Origin of the sequence: Allobosea sp. FBZP-16 (genome assembly GCF_002831785.1) — a bacterium.
GTDB classification, from domain to species: Bacteria; Pseudomonadota; Alphaproteobacteria; order Rhizobiales; family Beijerinckiaceae; genus Allobosea; species Allobosea lupini.
In genome coordinates this window covers 45,801-63,667 of sequence record NZ_LNCQ01000022.1, presented here as the reverse complement: position 1 = coordinate 63,667, position 17,867 = coordinate 45,801, and the positions used below count along the sequence as shown (strand labels likewise).

Annotated in this window: 11 protein-coding genes and 1 pseudogene; 5 read left to right on the top strand and 7 right to left on the bottom strand. The window is 66.4% G+C overall.

Annotated features, from left to right (window positions below; translation table 11 throughout):
- Positions 1–139: 139 nt before the first annotated feature.
- Together CXY91_RS06550 and fdxA are read right to left on the bottom strand one after the other, a co-directional pair.
- Entirely contained in the window at positions 140–913 is a 774-nt protein-coding gene (locus CXY91_RS06550; protein WP_091835346.1) for a ferredoxin--NADP reductase, read from the bottom strand.
- A gap of 60 nt (positions 914–973) precedes the next feature.
- A complete protein-coding gene (gene fdxA / locus CXY91_RS06545; protein ID WP_091835349.1) occupies positions 974–1,303 on the bottom strand; it encodes a ferredoxin FdxA in 330 nt (109 codons plus the stop codon).
- 151 nt (positions 1,304–1,454) lie between these two features.
- Between fdxA and CXY91_RS06540 the strand changes: the two genes are divergently transcribed.
- The 3 genes from CXY91_RS06540 (at position 1,455) to CXY91_RS06530 (ending at position 6,913) form a co-directional block, all read left to right on the top strand.
- A complete protein-coding gene (locus tag CXY91_RS06540) occupies positions 1,455–2,651 on the top strand; it encodes an amidohydrolase family protein (protein WP_100959830.1) in 1,197 nt (398 codons plus the stop codon).
- A gap of 249 nt (positions 2,652–2,900) precedes the next feature.
- The gene (locus CXY91_RS06535) at positions 2,901–3,392 is read left to right on the top strand and encodes a (2Fe-2S)-binding protein (protein WP_100959828.1); all 492 of its coding nucleotides are present in this window, start codon (positions 2,901–2,903) and stop codon (positions 3,390–3,392) included.
- Positions 3,389–6,913 carry a molybdopterin cofactor-binding domain-containing protein gene (locus CXY91_RS06530; RefSeq protein WP_100959826.1) on the top strand — a complete coding sequence of 1,175 codons (3,525 nt, stop codon included), beginning with the start codon at positions 3,389–3,391 and terminating at the stop codon, positions 6,911–6,913. The genes CXY91_RS06535 and CXY91_RS06530 overlap by 4 nt, the downstream gene beginning before the upstream one ends.
- An 81-nt stretch (positions 6,914–6,994) precedes the next feature.
- Here the strand turns inward: CXY91_RS06530 and CXY91_RS06525 are convergent, their stop codons facing one another.
- Positions 6,995–8,353, bottom strand: a complete 1,359-nt coding sequence (locus CXY91_RS06525; RefSeq protein WP_100959824.1) for an esterase-like activity of phytase family protein — start codon at positions 8,351–8,353, stop codon at positions 6,995–6,997.
- A gap of 152 nt (positions 8,354–8,505) precedes the next feature.
- On the opposite strand from CXY91_RS06525, the gene CXY91_RS06520 reads away from it, so the two are divergent.
- Positions 8,506–8,727, top strand: a complete 222-nt coding sequence (locus CXY91_RS06520; protein ID WP_100959822.1) for a hypervirulence associated TUDOR domain-containing protein — start codon at positions 8,506–8,508, stop codon at positions 8,725–8,727.
- Positions 8,728–8,786: 59 nt separating this feature from the next.
- On the opposite strand, the gene CXY91_RS06515 is transcribed toward CXY91_RS06520, so the two are convergent.
- Complete coding sequence (locus CXY91_RS06515) at positions 8,787–12,233, bottom strand: class I SAM-dependent DNA methyltransferase (RefSeq protein WP_100959820.1); 3,447 nt, start codon at positions 12,231–12,233, stop codon at positions 8,787–8,789.
- A gap of 139 nt (positions 12,234–12,372) precedes the next feature.
- Between CXY91_RS06515 and uvrB the strand changes: the two genes are divergently transcribed.
- Positions 12,373–15,048 (top strand): excinuclease ABC subunit UvrB, encoded by a 2,676-nt coding sequence (gene uvrB / locus CXY91_RS06510; protein WP_100959817.1) that lies wholly within the window; start codon positions 12,373–12,375, stop codon positions 15,046–15,048.
- A 16-nt stretch (positions 15,049–15,064) separates the two neighbouring features.
- Here uvrB and CXY91_RS30060 read toward each other — a convergent pair whose 3' ends face one another.
- The 3 genes and pseudogenes from CXY91_RS30060 to CXY91_RS06500 all read right to left on the bottom strand — a co-directional run bounded on the left by CXY91_RS30060 (position 15,065) and on the right by CXY91_RS06500 (position 17,786).
- Positions 15,065–16,003, bottom strand: coding sequence for a hypothetical protein (locus CXY91_RS30060; protein ID WP_158673289.1), 939 nt, complete (start codon positions 16,001–16,003; stop codon positions 15,065–15,067).
- Between the two features lie 380 nt (positions 16,004–16,383).
- Positions 16,384–16,676: pseudogene (locus CXY91_RS06505) on the bottom strand (GIY-YIG nuclease family protein).
- Between the two features lie 840 nt (positions 16,677–17,516).
- Positions 17,517–17,786, bottom strand: coding sequence for a hypothetical protein (locus CXY91_RS06500; RefSeq protein ID WP_100959814.1), 270 nt, complete (start codon positions 17,784–17,786; stop codon positions 17,517–17,519).
- Positions 17,787–17,867: the final 81 nt, after the last annotated feature.

The window sequence follows — 17,867 nt, the reverse complement described above, 5'->3', positions numbered from 1 at the left end:
GTGAGAGGGTTAGGGTGAGGGGTCTCGCGACGCGGATCGTAAGCCCGGCGCCGCTTGCCCGAACTTCAAAGACCTGAGCGACCCCTCATCCGGCCCTTCGGGCCACCTTCTCCCGCAAGGGGAGAAGGGAAGGAGCGCCTCAGCGTTCGGCGAAGGCCTTCTCGATGACGTAGTCGCCGGCCTCGCCGTGATTGCCTTCCTCGAGACCGCGCTCCTCGAAGATCTGCTTGAGGTCGACCAGCATCTGCGGGCTGCCGCAGAGCATGAAGCGGTCGCCGGCCGGATCGAACGGGCCCAGGCCGGTGTCGCTGAAGAGCTGGCCGGAGGTGATGAGGTCGGTAATCCGGCCGCGGTTGCGGAAGGGCTCGCGCGTCACGGTCGGGTAATAGATCAGCTGCTCGCGGATCATCTCGCCCAGGAACTCGTCGTTGGGCAGTTCCTTCTGAATGCGCTCCCCATAGGCAAGTTCCGAGACCTGGCGGCAGCCATGCACGAGCACGACCTTCTCGTAGCGCTCATAGGTCTCGGGATCGCGGATCAGCGACAGGAAGGGAGCCAGGCCCGTGCCGGTGCCGAGCAGGAACAGGCGCTTGCCGTCCTTAAGGTTGTCGAGCACCAGCGTGCCCGTCGCCTTCTTGCCGATGATGATGGGATCGCCGACCTGCAGGTTCTGCAGGCGCGAGGTCAGCGGGCCGTCCGGCACCTTGATCGAGAAGAACTCGAGGTTCTCGTCGTAATTGGTGCTGGCGACGCTGTAGGCGCGCAGCAGCGGCTTCTCGCCGACCTTGAGACCGATCATCGTGAACTGGCCGTTCTTGAAGCGGAAGGTCGTGTCGCGGGTCGTCGTGAAGCTGAAGAGCGTATCGGTCCAGTGATGGACGGAGAGGACGCGCTCCTCGTAGAAATTGCTCATCTCGTCGATCCTCAGATAGTCTAGCGATTTAGCAGATTATCGGATGCAGGCCACCCAATATCACATTGCCGGACGTTCGGAAAGCAGGTCGATCTTGTCCGGTATTCCCTTCCAGTCGTCGGCATCGGCCGGCGGCTCGCTCTTCTGCGTGATGTTCGGCCAGAGCGGCGCCAGCCGGGCATTCAAGGCGAGCCACTGCTCGGCTCCGTCGGCGCTGTCGGCCACGATCGCCTCGGCCGGGCATTCCGGCTCGCAGACGCCGCAGTCGATGCATTCGTCCGGGTGGATGACGAGCATGTTCTCGCCTTCATAGAAGCAGTCGACCGGACAGACCTCGACGCAATCCATGTACTTGCAACGGATGCAGGCGCTGGTGACGGCGTAAGGCATGCGCGATCCTTGCTGCTTGACAGCCGGGTCCGGACGGGGCAGAAATTCATTCGTATACAAACAATATCTCGCATCCTCCGGCGCTTGTCAATCAGGCTCGTGGCGATGAGGATGGCGGCGGATTTCGGACAACGACGACAGGGCGGATACGATGGCTGAACAGCAGGCGACGACGGTCAGCAGCACCCACAAGCTGGTGGTGAAGAATATCGGCCTGATGCTCTCCGGCGACATCGAGCGCCCGATCCTGGAGGCCGACACGCTCGTCGCCATCGGCGGCCGGATCGCCGCGGTCGGCCGCTTCAAGGATCTCGACACGGACGGGGCCGACACCGTCATCGACGCCAATGGCACGGTGCTTTCGCCTGGGCTGATCGACAGCCATGTCCACCCGGTCGCCGGTGACTGGACGCCGCGCCAGAACCAGCTCGGCTGGATCGATTCGACCATGCATGGCGGCGTCACCACCATGATCTCGGCCGGCGAGGTCCACACCCCCGGCCGGCCGAAGGACATCGTCGGCCTGAAGGCGATGGCGATCTATGCCCAGCGCGCCTTCACCGCCTTCCGCCCCGGCGGCGTCAAGATCCATGCCGGCGCGCCGGTGATCGAGCCCGGCATGGTCGAGCAGGACTTCAAGGATCTGGCGGATGCCGGCGTAAAGCTGCTCGGCGAGGTCGGACTCGGCGGCGTCAAGGATGGAGCGCGGGCGAAGGAGATGGTGGCCTGGGCCCGCAAATACGGGATCCAGTCGACCATCCACACCGGCGGCCCCTCGATCCCCGGCTCCGGGCTGATCGGCGCCGATGTCGTGCTCGAAGCCGATACCGATGTGGTCGGCCACATCAATGGCGGCCACACCGCCTTGCCGGACAAGGAGATCCGCTGCATCTGCGAGGGCTGCAAGCGCGGCCTGGAACTCGTCCATAACGGCAATGAGCGCGCCGCGCTCTACACGCTGCGCGTCGCCCGCGAGATGGGTGAATTGCAACGCGTCATCCTCGGCACCGACGGGCCGGCGGGGTCCGGCGTGCAGCCGCTCGGCATCGTCCGCATGGTCTCGATGCTGTCCTCGCTCGGCGATGTCCCGGCTGAGGTCGCGTTCTGCTTCGCCACCGGCAACACCGCCCGGATGCGCAGCCTCGATTGCGGCTTGATCGAGGTCGGCCGCGCCGCCGACTTCGTCTTCATGGACAAGGCCCAGCACTCGGCCGGCCGGAACTTCCTCGACTCGATCCAGCTCGGCGACCTGCCCGGCATCGGCATGATCGTGATCGACGGCATCGTCCGCAGCGGCATCAGCCGCAACACCCCGCCGGCGGAGAAGATCCCGTCTGTGGGGCATTGACCGGCCGTTCCCCGCGCCTTTCCCGTCATGGTCGGGCTTGTCCCGACCATCCACGCCTTCCTTCGTCGAGGGCTGTGTTCAAGACACGGATGCTCGCCACGAGGGCGAGCATGACGGTGGTCTGCTTCAGCGCTGAAATCCCGCTTGCAGCCCGCTCCGATTTGTCATTATTCTCATTCGTATACGAACGATCTCGGTGGCCGTGACGATCAGGACGATCAGGCGCGCCTCGCCCGGCACGGGCGAGCCATGAGGACGACGCGGCGTTTTTCGCTTCGCGTCAACGGCGCGAACCATGAGGTCGAGGGCGAAGCCCAGACGCCTCTGCTGTTCTTCCTGCGCAACGACCTATGTCTCAACAGCCCGAAATTCGGCTGCGGCCTCGGCGAATGCGGCGCCTGCACCGTGCTGGTCGACGGCCAGGCGGCGCGCGCCTGCGTCCTGCCGGTCCGGCTGGCGGCTGATCGCGAGATCGTCACGCTCGAAGGCCTTGGCAGCGTCGATGCACCGCATCCGCTGCAGCAGGCCTTCATCGACGCACAAGCCGCGCAATGCGGCTACTGCATCGCCGGCATGGTGATGACCGCGAAGGCCTTCCTGGATGTTCGGCCTGATCCGAGCGAGACGGAAGTGCGCGAGGCGCTGCGCCATAACCTTTGCCGCTGCGGCACCCATGTCGAGATCGTCAAGGCGGTCCTGCTCGCCGCCGAGCGCGGCCGGCAGGACGCGGCGGCGTCATGAGCGAGCCCCTGTCCCGCAAGGCACTGTTGAAGCGCGCCGGGGTGATCGGCGTGGTCGCGCCGCGCAAGGGGGCAACTGCCGACGCCGCGCCCGAGGACGGGCTCGACCTGCATGTCTGCCTCACGGCGGAGGGCCGCATCCTCGCCTTCAACGGCCATGTCGACCTCGGCACCGGCATCCGCACCGCGCTCGCCCAGATGGTGGCGGAGGAGCTCGATTTCCCCTTCGAGGCGGTCGAGATGGTGCTCGGCGACACCGCCGATACACCCGATCAGGGGCCCACCATCGCGAGCGAGACGATCCAGGTCACCTCGCTCGCGATCAGGATCGCGGCGACGCAGATCCGCGCGAGGCTGATCGCCCTTGCGGCCGCCGCCTTGTGCTGTACCGAGGACGAGATCGCGCTCAGCGACGGCGTGATCTTGCGCAAGGGCGAGATGGCGCCGGCCATCGCCCTCGACACGCTGCTCGCCAATGAGCGCATCCTGCTGCCGCTGGCCGGGAGCGCTGAGTTCAAACAGGTCGACCAGCACAAGCTCGTCGGTCGCTCGGTCGCGCGCGTCGACATTCCGGACAAGGTCACCGGCAACTTCACCTATGTCCACGATGTCCGCGTGCCGGGCATGCTGCATGGCCGGGTGGTGCGCCCGCCCTATGCCGGCATGGATGCCGGCGACTTCGTCGGCAGGAGCCTGATCGCGGTCGATCGCGATTCGATTGCCGACGTGCCCGGCATCCGCGCAGTCGTGATCGAAGGCGACTTCATCGGCATCGTCGCCGAGCGCGAGGAATGGGCAGCGGAAGCCGCGCTCAAGCTCAGGACGCAATGGCGCGAGTTCACCCCGCCGGACCTCTCCGATCTCGGCCAGGCGCTGCGCACCCATCCCTCGACACCGAGGCTTCTCGCGGAGGAGGGCGACGTCGATACGGCGCTTGAGAACCTCGAGACGCGCCTCGACCGTACCTATGTCTGGCCCTATCACATGCACGGCTCGATCGGCCCGTCCTGCGCCGTCGCCGATGTGCGCGCGGACAGCATCACCGTCTGGACCGGCAGCCAGAATCCCTATCCGCTGCAGAACGACCTGGCCGTGCTGACAGGACTGCCGAAGGAGCGGATCGACGTCATCCGCTTCGAGGCCGCCGGCTGCTATGGCCGCAATTGTGCCGACGACGTCGTCGCCGACGCGGTGCTGCTCTCGCGTGCGGTCGGCGCGCCGGTGCGAGTCCAGCTCACCCGCGAGCAGGAGCATCTCTGGGAGCCGAAGGGCGCTGCCCAGCTGATCGACATCAAGGGCGGGCTCGGGCCGGGCGGCTCGCTGAAAGCCTACGACTTCCACACCTGGTACCCGTCGAACGCCGCGCCGACCCTGGCGCTGCTGCTGACCGGGCGCATCCCGAACCAGCCGGCGACGCTCCGCATGGGCGACCGCACCGCGCTGCCGTCCTACACCTACGAAAACATGCGGCTGACGGCCTATGACATGCCGCCGATCGTGCGGGCGTCCTGGCTGCGCGGCGTCTCGGCCATGCCGAACGTCTTCGCCCATGAGAGCTATATCGACGAGCTCGCGCACGAAGCCGGCGTCGACCCGGTAGAGTTCCGCCTGCGCCACATCAATGACGAGCGCGCCGCCGAGCTGACGCGGGCGACGGCAGAGCGCGCGAACTGGCAGTCGCATGTCGGCCCGCGCTTGGAGCAGGACGGCGACATCATGCGCGGGCGTGGCTTCGCCCAGGCGCGCTATGTCCATGGCGGCTGGCCGGGTGTCGGCGCCGCCTGGGCCGCCTGGGTCGCCGATGTCGCGGTCAATCGGACGACCGGCGAAGTCACCGTCTCCCGCGTCACCGTCGGCCAGGACACCGGCATGATGGTCAACCCCGCCGGGGTGACGCACCAGATCCATGGCAACGTCCTGCAATCGACCAGCCGGGTGCTGCGCGAGGAGGTGACGTTCTCGCAGACGACCGCCGTCGCTAGCCGCGACTGGGGCTCCTATCCGGTGCTGAGCTTCCCGGAACTGCCCGCGATCGACATCATGCTGATGGATCGCCAGCATCTGCCGCCGATGGGCGCGGGCGAGTCGGCCTCCGTCCCGAGCGCGGCCGCAATCGTCAACGCCGTCTATGACGCGACCGGGGTGCGCTTCCGCGAATTGCCGCTGACGCCCGAGCGCGTGCTCGCCGGCCTCAACGGCGCCCCGTTTTTGAAGCCACCGCCGCGCGAGCCAGCCAAGCGGATTCCCTGGTGGAGCAAGCTCCGCGCTGCCGTGGCAGGCGCCGCGACCTTCGCCGCCGTCTCGCTCGCCTTCGCGCCCTCGATCGCGCCGATCGCCCGGCCGGACCCGTCAACCTGGTCGGTGGCGACGATCGAGCGCGGCCGCCAGCTCGCGGCGCTCGGCGCCTGCGCGACCTGCCATACGGCTAAGGACGGCGTGCCCTATGCCGGCGGGCTCGGTCTGCCGACGCCGTTCGGCACGGTGATGACCACCAACATCACGCCCGATGTCGAAACCGGCATCGGCGCCTGGTCCTATGCCGCCTTCGAGCGGGCGATGCGCGCCGGCCTGCACCGTGACGGCCGCCAGCTCTACCCGGCCTTTCCCTATCCGAGCTTCGCCAAGGCGAGTGAGGCCGATCTGCAGGCGCTCTATGCCTTCCTGATGTCGCAGCCGGCGGTACGGCAGGAGAACGAGCCGAGCCGGCTGACTTTCCCATTCAACCTGCGCCCGCTGCTGGCCGGCTGGAACCTGCTGTTCAACCGTGGCGGCGAGCTCAAGCCCGATCCCGCCCGCTCGGCCGAGTGGAGTCGCGGACGCTATCTCGTCGACGGGCTCGGCCATTGCGGCGCCTGCCACACGCCGCGCAACGCGCTCGGCGCCGAGAAGGCCGGCAGCGCCTATCTCGCCGGCGGCGAGGCGGAAGGCTGGGAGGCCCCGGCCCTGACGAAGCTCTCGGCCGGGCCGATTCCCTGGAGCGAGGCTGAACTCTACGCCTATCTCAAGACCGGCACCTCGCAGCATCACGGCGCAGCTTCCGGGCCGATGGCGCCGGTGATCGCCGAGCTGAAAGAGCTGCCCGACGCCGATATGCGGGCGATGGCAACCTATCTGGCTTCGCTGAGCGAGCCCCTTCCAGCAGCCGAGGCCCAAGCGCTGGCGGCGCGTATCGAGCAGCAGACGGCGCGGGCGACAAACCCTACGACCTCCCCGGTCGCGCGCCTCTATGAGGGCGCCTGCGCCGCCTGCCACGAGACCGGCCGCGCCGCGCCGCTGCTCAATGCCGGCCCGATGCTGGGCGTCTCGTCCAAGCTCCATGCCGCGACGCCGGCCAACCTGGTCAACATGCTGCTCGAAGGCGGCCAGCATGGCATCGGCTCGATGCCGTCCTTCGCGACTGCGCTCGACGATCGCCAGATCGCGGATCTCGCAGCCTATCTGCGCGGCCGCTTCGCGCCGGAGAAACCGGCCTGGAGCGGCATCGAGGATGCGATCGCGAAGGGGCGCAAGGCAGCGCACTGAGCGCCGGACTGCAACGAAAGCCCCTCTCCTGCGAGGAGAGGGGCTCGAATTGTCGCCAGAAGGTCTGCCTGGGCTCGCCGCTCACTTGGCCGCGAGCAGTTCCTTGACCGAGAGCAGCACCAGCTCGTTGTCGTCAGCCTTCTTCGGATCGCGCGACGAGGAGAACGGCAGGTTGTTGTCGTTGCCGACGACGATGATGCCGCCCGCGAGATCGACCACGTCGACGTTCTCGATGGTGAAGAACGGGAAGGGCAGCACGCCGTCGATCGCGCCCTGCTTCGCCTTCTTGTCGGGATCGGCGATCTTCATCAGGTCGATATAGCCGATCTTGCGCACGGGCTTGCCGACATTGGCGTCGGTCATCTCGATCTTCACGATGCGCTTGAACCTGGCGAGGTCGTGGAAACAGTCAGGGCCCTTCTGGCCGGCGGCGCAGGCCTTGTCGGCGGTGCCTTCACCATTGTCGCGCTCGATGATCAGCGCTGTGGTGCTGTCGATCATGTTGAAGTCGCCGATGGCGAGGCCCTTCTGCTCGAGCGGGAAGAACCAGGAGCGGCCGGTCCACCTCTCGTTCTGCACGTCGAATTCGAGGATGCGCAGCACCTCCTTGCCGTCGACCTCCTCATTGCCCTTGGTCTCGGCATTCCAGAGCGGGCCCTCCAGCAGCGGGTAGAGGAAGCGGCCGTCCGGCGACTGCGCCATGCCCTCATAGCCCTTGGAGCGGCGGACGTTGAACTCTACGGCCAAGTTCGGCGCGCCCGGCGTCGTCACGGCGTAATGGTCGGGCGAACGGGCCGGCTTGCCGTCGACGGTGGTCTCGAACACGGCCTCGACCTTGCCGGTGGCGTCGACGCGGATCAGATAGGGGCCGAACTCGTCGCCGATCCAGAACTTGCCGCCGATCGGCTGGATCGACTCGGGATCGAAGTCGGCGCCGGTCAGGTAGCGCTTCTCGGTGCCTTCATGGACGATGCGGAACGGCACCTTCTTGTCGGGGTCGTGCAGGAAGGTGGTCGACAGGCGCTCGATCTTGCCGCCCTCGAAATCGGCCTTGAGCTTATGGAAGAACAGCATCGCGTCCGGCGAATTCGCCTTGGCGCCGAAGCCGTTGTCGGTCAGCACCAGGAACTCGCCATTGCCCAGCGAGCGGATGCCGGAGAAGCCCTGCACCGGCTGGCCGGCGAAGGGGGTGGAGAGCCCGGTCGGGCGGCCGCCCGAGGTGCCCATCACCGTGCCGACCTGCTCGATGCGCTTGCCCGGCGTTGTGAACTTGCCGGAGACCTTGAGGTCGCCCGGGGCATCGGCCGGGGCCGGGATGATGGTGTTGGCCGGCAGCAGGGCATGGCCGACCAGCTTGGCCGGGAACTCCTTTGGCGCATCCTGTGCGCCGGCGAGCATGGTCGAGGAGAGCAGGAGGGCGGCGGCGAGGCGCAGGCGCATGGCGTGAAGCTCCGGTTTCGGGAAAAGCGGGACGGCCCCGCTTCGCGTCCGGAGTTTGCAGTCGCGCGACAGCGCCGTGACGCTCGCGTGACGGGGCGCCTGAACGAAAGCGCCGTTCCAGCGTTTCGCACGCACCGAAGGAGAGCTGCGACGTGACCACTGCATACAAGGCTGGCACCGACGTGACCTGGCGCTGGGGCGCTAACACCGCCAGGGGGCGCATCGAGCAGGTCTTCACCGAGCCGGTGACCCGCACGATCAAGGGCACCGAGGTCCGCCGCAACGCCTCGCCGGAGAACCCGGCCTATCTCGTGACGCAGCCGCGCGGCGGCTACGCGTTGAAATCTCACAGCGAGCTTGAGAAGGACGGCTGAGCATCTGCCGGCGGCCGGGGTCGCATCGCTTGGTGGCGTTCGCGCTGCCAGCGCGATCGTCAGCCGGTCGCGAGGAAGCGGCGCATGAAGCTTCCTCCTCCGTCGATGGTCGAGGCCTCGCCGACGCGCGCGAGCGATATCAGGATCGCCGCGATGGTCCCGCGGACCTTGAGCCCCTGCCGGAAGCGCTGCGCGATCGCGGCGGCGTCGAGCGGCATGGTCGCGGTCGCCAGCACGGCCAGGACGGCCGCCACCCGCTCGACCGGCTGGGTCGGGAAGACCGGCTTGGCGCTGCGGGGCGCCGGCAACGACAGCAACTCGGCCACCTCGATCTGCTCGTCGACCGCAGCCTCCCGCCCGAAGCGCGGGCGCTGATAGTCAGGCCGCAGCCAACGCGTCGTTCCGCGTTCCTCCTCGCGGCCCCGGTCCCGGTTGAGCGCGACCAGCATCGCCAGGATCGTCTCTTCCTCGGCGTCCGCCGGCAGCCCGTAGGCGGAAGCGACCGCCGCGTCGATCGCCTCGTGATGCTCGTTCAGGATCAGCACCAGCCCGCGATCGCGGATATCGGCCTCGGTGCTGGAGAGCGGCCTGCCGGCGAGGATCGCCTCGCGGACATTGTAGAGCCGGGTCAGCGTCAGGTCCGGATACCGCTCCAGCACGTCCTTGCGAAGCGCGTCGAGCGCCTCGGCCGATGCGCGGATCACCTGCTTTTGTGTCTCAGCGATCTCGGGGAACGGGAAGGGATCGAAGCAAAGCGATTTGGAATAACGCGGATCGTTGCCGATGCCGAGCCAGCCGCCGGCTTGCAACGCCCAGACGCAATGGACACGCGAGGACAGCACGCCGAGATGGAAGGCGTCCGACAATGAGACAGCGACCAGCATGTTGTCGGGCAGGATGCTTGCGTCGAGGAACTGGAAGACGCGGTGCTTGGCCGTTTCGACGGTAGCGATGTAGCGCTGCAGCCCCGCAAGAGCCGGCCGTAGTTCCTTGCGGGGCTCGCCGAACAGCCACCATAGCTCGCGATAGCTCGCCCGGTTGTTGGCGTCGCGCCCGATGAGTTGCCCGCTCGCGTCCTTCTCTTCCTTCACCCTCAGCTTGACGTGCTGATAGACCTCTGGAAAGCGCTCGCGTACTTCGGTCGCGGTCAGCCCGAACAGGTCGATCGCCATGACGTCGCGCGAATGCGCCGTCAGGTCGCGTCCATTGCGATAATGGCGGATATGATCGTCGAGGCCCGGCCGTCTGCCGAGTCCGAGCGCTTCGGCCTCGGCAGGCGTGACGATGAAGCCGGCTCCGTGCAGCTTCACGCCCGGCGAGCACAGGCCCTCGTTCGCGAGCAGACGCGTGGTCCGGGTGACGTCGGTACCGATGCTGAGATCGGAGTTGATCACCCCCAGCCGCTCGCGCACATCCACGCGCGGCTGGTCGGTATCGAGCCCGGATTCCGCGATCACCTCGAGCAGCCGCCCTTCCCGCCGACCGGTCTCCGCGACGGTCATCGCGATCCTGACGGCTGCCGCATCCTTGTCCGCCTTGGTCCAGGCGTGGTCGGCGATGGCGAGCAGCAGCGAGATGGGCTTCTTCGCGCCAAGGTGCCGCTCGACCACGCGGCGCTGGAACAGCTGGGTGATCGAGTTGGTGGTGACGAAGCCAAAGCGCCGGAGCTTCGTCTCGGGCATGACCAGCAGCTCGGCCGCCCGGTCCCACCAGTACATGACGAGGTCGGCACTCTCGTTCATCTGCGGATAGGCGGCGCGCAAAGCGCCCACATAGCTCTCGCCCAGTCGCCCGCGCAGATCCTTGCCACCGATGAAGGGGGGATTGCCGACGATGAACTCAACCTCCGGCCAGTCCGGGCGGCGCGGATTGCGTGGCGTGACCTCACGCCCGCCTTCGACGAGCGGCACCGGCCAGTCGTCCCAGGCGAGCAGGGCATCGCCCGGGACGATCTGGGTCAGCTCTTCCAGGATCGGCTCTGTCGGCGCGAAGGCACGGGTGCGCAGATGCCATTGCAGATAGCCGATCCAGAGCATCAGGTCGGCGATCGCGACGGCGCGGCGATTGGCGTCGATACCGAAGAATTGCCAGGGCCCGACGCCGCGCGCGCCGAAGCCGCCGAGCTGTTCCGTCGCCCCGAGCTCGGCGGCGACTTCCAGGACTTCGCCTTCGAGCCGCTTCATCAGGTCCTGGGCGACATGCAGGAAGTTGCCGGTTCCGCAGGCCGGGTCGAGCACGCGTGTGTTGCGGAGCTGGCTGTTGAAATCCTCGACAAGCGCGAGCGCGCTCCTCAGACTGCCGGCGTCACGGGCCTGCTGCGCCGCAGTCAGCACGTTGCGCCAGTCGTCGCGCAGCGGAGCGATCACCGTCTCGACGACCAGGCGCTCGACATAGGCGCGCGGCGTGTAATGCGCGCCCAGCCTGGCCCGCTCGGCCGGCTCCAGCGCCTGTTCGAGCAAGGTTCCGAAGATGGCAGGATCGACCAGGCTCCAGTCATGCTCGGCGGCCGCGAGAAGCTCGGCGATGCCGTCCCGGCCCAGCGCGAACACCTGCGGCTCGGCGAACATGCGGCCGTTGAAGCGCTTCAGCTCGGCGCGGACGGCGGAGGAGTAGCGGCCGAGATCCATGGCGCGCCAGAGATCCTCCACCAGCGGCTTGAAGCTCTTCGGCGCCTCCAGGCACTCGCGCAGCAGCCGCTTGAAGCTGTCGGCCGGGATCAGGCGGACATCCTCGGCGAACATGGTGAAGACGCAGCGCATCAGGAACAGCGCGACGTCCTCCGGATCGTGACGGCGCTCCAGCGCCTTGGAGACCAAAGCGAGGCGCTGGGCGATCTGGCGCGTCGCCAGGGCGGCCTGGCGGGACGGATCGAGCGAGACGGGATCGCTCCAGATGCGCGCGATCCCGGCCCGGATGGCGGGATCGCGCAGGTCCTCGAGATAGACCCGGAAGCGGTGCCGGTCCGGGAACTGGGCATAGTTCTTCCCCTGCCCGGAGAAGTCCGCGTAGAACTCGAAACAGTGGCCGACATCGCAGAGGATGACGAAGGGCGGCCAGCCATGCGAGGCGGGCAAGGCGCGGCAATACTGCTCCGCCTGGCGCTTGGCGTTCAGCATCATCACGTCGAGGCCGCGATCGGCGCCGCGGCGCCCTCGCGGCGCGCCGGCCGGCTCGTCGTCGGTATCGCCGGCGGGCAGGATTTCCTTGGGCTGGCCCCTCAGCCGACTCTGCTTGGCCTCCATGACGAAGCAGCGCTTCCGATAGAGGTCGATCCGTCCAGTCGTTCCTGAGCCGTCCGGTCCTGACAGCCTCACCGGGTATTCGAAGCGGTAAGCCACCGCCTCGGCGTCGCTGGTCGGCGGCTGCGGGCGCTCCATCCGCAGCAGCTCGCAGAACTCGCCGATGAAGGACGGGAATGACGCCCGTTCCGCGCCTTCCGACATGCGCCAGCGCGCGATGAAGGCTTCGACCTCCGTCGCACCGGGCGCGCACCCATCCCCTACCATCTTCACTTCTTCCGAGTGTAATTTATAGTTAAAGCAAGCTAAGGTTGCATCTTCCTTCCTGTCAACTCCTGTCACCAACACGTCGCCTTGCGCGCTGCACCCCCTCGCATCCGCAGCAAATCGCTCCCATATTGCGCTCATGCCAAAGAGCACCGATACGACCGCCGCCAAGCCCGAAGTCGCGACCAGGCCGGCTGCGAAGAAATCCGCTGCGACCCGCACGCCCAATTCCAAGGCGAGCAAGCCCGAGCTCAAGCCGCTGGACGGCTATCTCGCCGACCTGCTCAACCCGGCGATCAACCGCGGCAAGGCGGTGCCGGGCGGCGCGGCCGGCTTCAGCGATGCGCCGCAGGCCGGCTACGAGGCGCGGCCGAGCGATGCCGGCGAGGCGAAGCCGCGCAAGCTTTCGAAGAAGGCGGATTCGGCCTTCGATCCCGACAGCGACAGCGCGGCCTCGCTGACGGCGAAATCGCTGCAGGCGCTGCTCGAGACCGGCAGCCCCTTCATCTCCCCCGGTAAGCCCTGGACGCCGCACCGGCCGGAGCGCCCCGAGAAATCGGAAGGCGGCATCCGCTTCAGGATGAAGTCGGATTTCGAGCCGGCCGGCGACCAGCCGACCGCGATCGCCGATCTCGTCGACGGTGTCCGCCGGCAGGAGCGCGACCAGGTGCTGCTCGGCGTCACCGGCTCGGGCAAGACCTTCACCATGGCCAAGGTGATCGAGGAGACGCAGCGCCCGGCGCTGATCCTCGCTCCGAACAAGACATTGGCCGCGCAGTTGTACGGGGAATTCAAGAGCTTCTTCCCCGACAACGCGGTCGAGTACTTCGTCTCCTATTACGACTATTACCAGCCGGAGGCCTACGTCCCGCGCTCGGACACCTATATCGAGAAGGAATCCTCGATCAACGAGCAGATCGACCGCATGCGCCATTCGGCGACGCGCTCGCTGCTGGAGCGCGACGACGTCATCATCGTCGCCTCGGTCTCCTGCATCTACGGTATCGGCTCGGTCGAGACCTACACGGCGATGACCTTCTCGCTGAAGCTCGGCGAGCGCATCGAGCAGCGCCAGCTGATCGCCGACCTCGTCGCGCTGCAGTACAAGCGCACCCAGCACGATTTTTCACGCGGCTCCTTCCGGGTCCGCGGCGACACGGTCGAGCTCTTCCCGGCCCACTATGAGGACCGGGCCTGGCGCATCGGCCTGTTCGGCGACGAGGTCGAATCGATCTCCGAGTTCGACCCGCTCACCGGCCAGAAGACCGGCGAGCTCGAATTCATCAAGGTCTACGGCAATTCGCACTACACCACGCCGCGCCCGACGCTGAACCAGGCGGTCAAGTCGATCAAGGAGGAGCTCAAGGGCCGCCTCGACGAGCTCAACCGCATGGGCCGCTATTTGGAGGCGCAGCGGCTCGACCAGCGCTGTACCTTCGACATCGAGATGATCGAGGCGACCGGCTCCTGCAACGGCATCGAGAACTATTCGCGCTATCTCACCGGCCGCAAGCCGGGCGAGCCGCCGCCGACCCTGTTCGAATACCTGCCCGACAACGCCCTCGTCTTCACCGACGAAAGCCATGTCACCGTGCCGCAGATCGGCGCCATGTACAAAGGCGACTTCCGCCGCAAGGCGACGCTGGCCGAATACGGCTTCCGCCTGCCCTCCTGCATGGACAACCGGCCGCTGCGCTTCGAGGAATGGGACGCGATGCGGCCGTCCTCGATCCATGTCTCGGCCACGCCCGGCGGCTGGGAGATGGACCAGACCGGCGGCGTCTTCACCGAGCAGGTCATCCGCCCGACCGGGCTGATCGACCCGCCGGTCGAGATCCGCCCGGCCAAGCACCAGGTCGCCGACCTCTTGGACGAGGTCAAGGAGGTCACCGAGAAGGGCTACCGCACCCTCGTCACCGTGCTGACCAAGCGCATGGCCGAGGACCTGACCGAATACCTGCACGAGAACGGGGTGCGCGTGCGCTACATGCACTCCGACATCGACACGATCGAGCGCATCGAGATCCTGCGCGACTTGCGCCTCGGCGCCTTCGACGTGCTGGTCGGCATCAACCTGCTGCGCGAGGGCCTCGACATCCCCGAATGCGGCTTCGTCGCCATCCTCGACGCCGACAAGGAGGGCTTTTTGCGCTCCGAGACCTCGCTGATCCAGACCATCGGCCGCGCCGCTCGCAATGTCGACGGCAAGGTTGTGCTCTATGCCGACCATGTCACCGGCTCGATGGAGCGGGCGATGGCCGAGACCAATCGCCGGCGCGAGAAGCAGGAGGCCTACAACGCCGCCCACGGCATCACGCCGCAGACGATCAAGCGCGCCATCGGCGACATCCTCGGCTCGGTCTATGAGCGCGACCATGTCACCGTCGACAAGGGGCTGGTCGAGGGGCCGGTCGCCGGCCACAACCTCAAGGCTGCGATCGCCGATCTCGAAAAGCGCATGCGCGAGGCCGCCGCCGACCTCGAATTCGAGACCGCCGCCCGCCTGCGCGACGAGATCAAGCGCCTGCAGGCGACCGAGCTCGCCATCGCCGACGACCCGCTCGCCCGCCAGAGCGATGTCGAAGGCAGCGCCGGCAAATACCAGGGCGAGCGGTCCTACGGCGCCTCGGCCAACCTGCCGACGAGAGCCCGCAAGCCGACCGACGCGGACATGGGCCCGCACAACTGGGGCGGCGGCGAGGGGCGGCCGAAGGCGAGCGTGGCGCGGCCGAGGAAGCCGACGCTCGACGAGATGGGCCCGGTGCCGGAGGCGCGGCCGAAGGGGGCGGGGGAGAGAAGGGGCAGGCGGAGGTGAGGATCGTAAGACACAACTAGGCGGAGCGAGCTATATCCTGCGCACCATGGAATCCAACTACACGATACGCGACGATAGAATCCTCAACCTCAACAATGTCGATATCGACAAAATAAATCTTGGTGAGAGGGTTTTCACCGACGACAATCTCGTTCTTGAGTGAAGATAGTTCATCAATAAATAAGATTGAGTGTGGCCTTGGGTCGATCTCCTGAATTATGCCTTGGTCTGGACTTCTTGTTCCATTAGTTTTTGCTTGGTTTCTATCAATTTGGCTCCATATAAGAGCGACTCTTTGCCTACGCTTTGCTTCAGGCTCTTTAATGGCTGCTTTAGCTGCGCCTGCGCCGCTCATGATATCTGATGCTTCGGACTGGCTCATTCCGTAGAAATTAACCGTTACACCGCCATTTATTTGATTAAACGTTTGAGAGCCACCGTGTTTAGCAATCGGTGCAGCGATGTTCATGACGTCGTCACAATCTTTGGCCGAAATACCGGAAAGCTCTTTCGATGGAGTTTCGGGATTGCTTTTGAAGAGGTCAAATATCTTCTTTAAGTGCTCAGAAAATTTGGCAATTGTTTCTAAGCCGGCGACCGCAGGAGTGAACGCGGTGATAGCTCCAATGATCTCCGGACTGAAAAGAATGTCCAGGCTTCCCGGCTTGAAACTGGATATCCGTAGGGTCGCTTGAGACGTACGGGTGACCAAGCCCTCGCGCAGTGCAAAAGCTTCATACTGCCGTTCCATTGCGCGGAGTGCCTTAGCCAAATCGCCGGCTTCAACAAAGCGCGCTGGCTCGATATGAAGCTGCAAACCCGCCGTTGGCGTCGCCTCGTCAATTGCTTGCGGCATGATCCCCCCAAAAATATCAGAGTTTTCTTCTACTCTGGGTAGCGTCCGCTGCGGTGGCCCGCCAAACATTTCGATGCAAGGGCAGTTGCGTATCCACAAGTAAGTGATCTCTTGTTCGTGAATGGAGCGCGTTACAGTTCAAGCAATAGCTAGGATCGCTCGCTTTATTGTCTCTCGCCTCTCCGCGGTGTCCAAAGGGCAATCAGCCGGAGGAATGCCCAAAGCGGGCGTGGCGCTTACAGATCGAATTGTCAGTTCGTCATGCTCGGCCTTGTGCCGAGCATCCACGTCTTGCGGCCCTGATGACGGGCTCTTCGATGCGGGCATTTCGGCTCGTCGCTATCAAGCAAAGACGTGGCTGGTAAGGACAGGCCCGACCATGACGCGGTTCTGGCGGCGGCCTAGCAACTGGTGCAAGACGTGGATGGTCGGGACAGGCCCGACCATGACAGGCGAGCGCGGGATCGCGTCCGGCGCGGTCACGCCAGTTCGTTGTAAAGGTCGTTCCAGTCTGGATTGCGCGCCATGATCGTGCGGGTCTTCCAGGCACGGTACCAGCGCTTCATCGAAGTCTCGCGCTGGATCGCGGCCGCGATCTCGTCATGCCATTCGTACAGACGAGCCGCTTGAGGCCGTGCGTCCTGGTGAAGCCGGCGAGCAGCCCTTTGCGATGCTCGTGGACGCGGCGCGCCAGATCGCTGGTCACGCCGAGATAGAGCGTGCCGTTCGGCCGGTTGGTCATGATGTAGACCCAGCCACCCTTGCGCCTCATGCCGGCAGGATGGCGGGCGGCCTGGCCAGCGGCAAGAGCGCCGACGCCTCGCCCGTCATGGTCGCCCTTGTGGCGACCATCCACGTCTTTGCGGCGCTGATGACATGCTGGCCGGCGCTGCGCCCCGTCGCTCGGGTGCAAAGACGTGGATGGTCGGGACAAGCCCGACCATGACGGGGAGGGTGAACGCGGGGATAGACGCGAGAACAATCCCCGCCCTCCGAACCTCCCGTATAATGCCGGCCATCCCATCCCCGAGGGGCGGCCGACCGGAGGCATGTCGTTTGGCGGGGTGGATGCGGCGCCTGCGGGCGAGGGTTGCGCCTCGCTCCCGGGAGGCTTCGGGAACCGACCTGGGGACACTACGATCCCTGCGCGAGGAGCTCGCTAGACCACGCCGGCTGACGCCGGCGCGACAGAAGCGCGGCCCGGAGCTCTAAAATCGCCGCCTGGCGGAGCGCCACGGGGCGTGCGGATGGTGGCTCAATCCATCCGCGCCGCGTCCGTAGCTCACGGAAGCGGATACCAAACCAGCGCCTCGCGGCGCTCCGCTGCCCCTCACATGCGACAACGCCCGCAGGCTGAGCCTGCGGGCGGGGAAAAGCTTGGGCGCGGGAGGCGCAGGGAACCCCTCTCCCATCCGGGAGAAGGAAGGGTCAGGTTTCCAATGTCTCCCACCGTCACGCTCGGCCTTGTGCCGAGCATCCGCGTCCTGCGGCGCTGACGGCATGCCTTCGCTGCGGGCGTCGTGGCTGACCGCTATCCTGCAAAGGCGTGGGATGGCCGGGCCATGACGGGAAGAGTGCCGTTACCGCCCGGGAAACCTGGCGGAGCGAGGCCTCAGAAGCCTTGCGGAAGCGTGCCGCGGCCATAAAGCTCGCCCTGCCCGGCCCCGCTGCCGAGGCCGGAGCGGACATAGGCAGGGCCGCCCTCGCGTGCCGGCGGCAGGCCAAGCTGGAGATCGCCGCTATCCGGCGGCGGCGCGGTCCGCACCACCCGCGTGCGCATCACCGGAGCAGGCTCCGAGACGGAGATCGGCTCCTCGCGCGCGACGCAGCCGCCGAGCAGGGTGACGAGGACGGCAGCCGCGCCCAAATGATAGCGGTTCATGGTTTTTCCAATGCGGGAGGCGCGGGCGACCGCAGCCGAGTCAGTCCGGCGCAACCTGCATGACCCACGCAGTCCACGCAA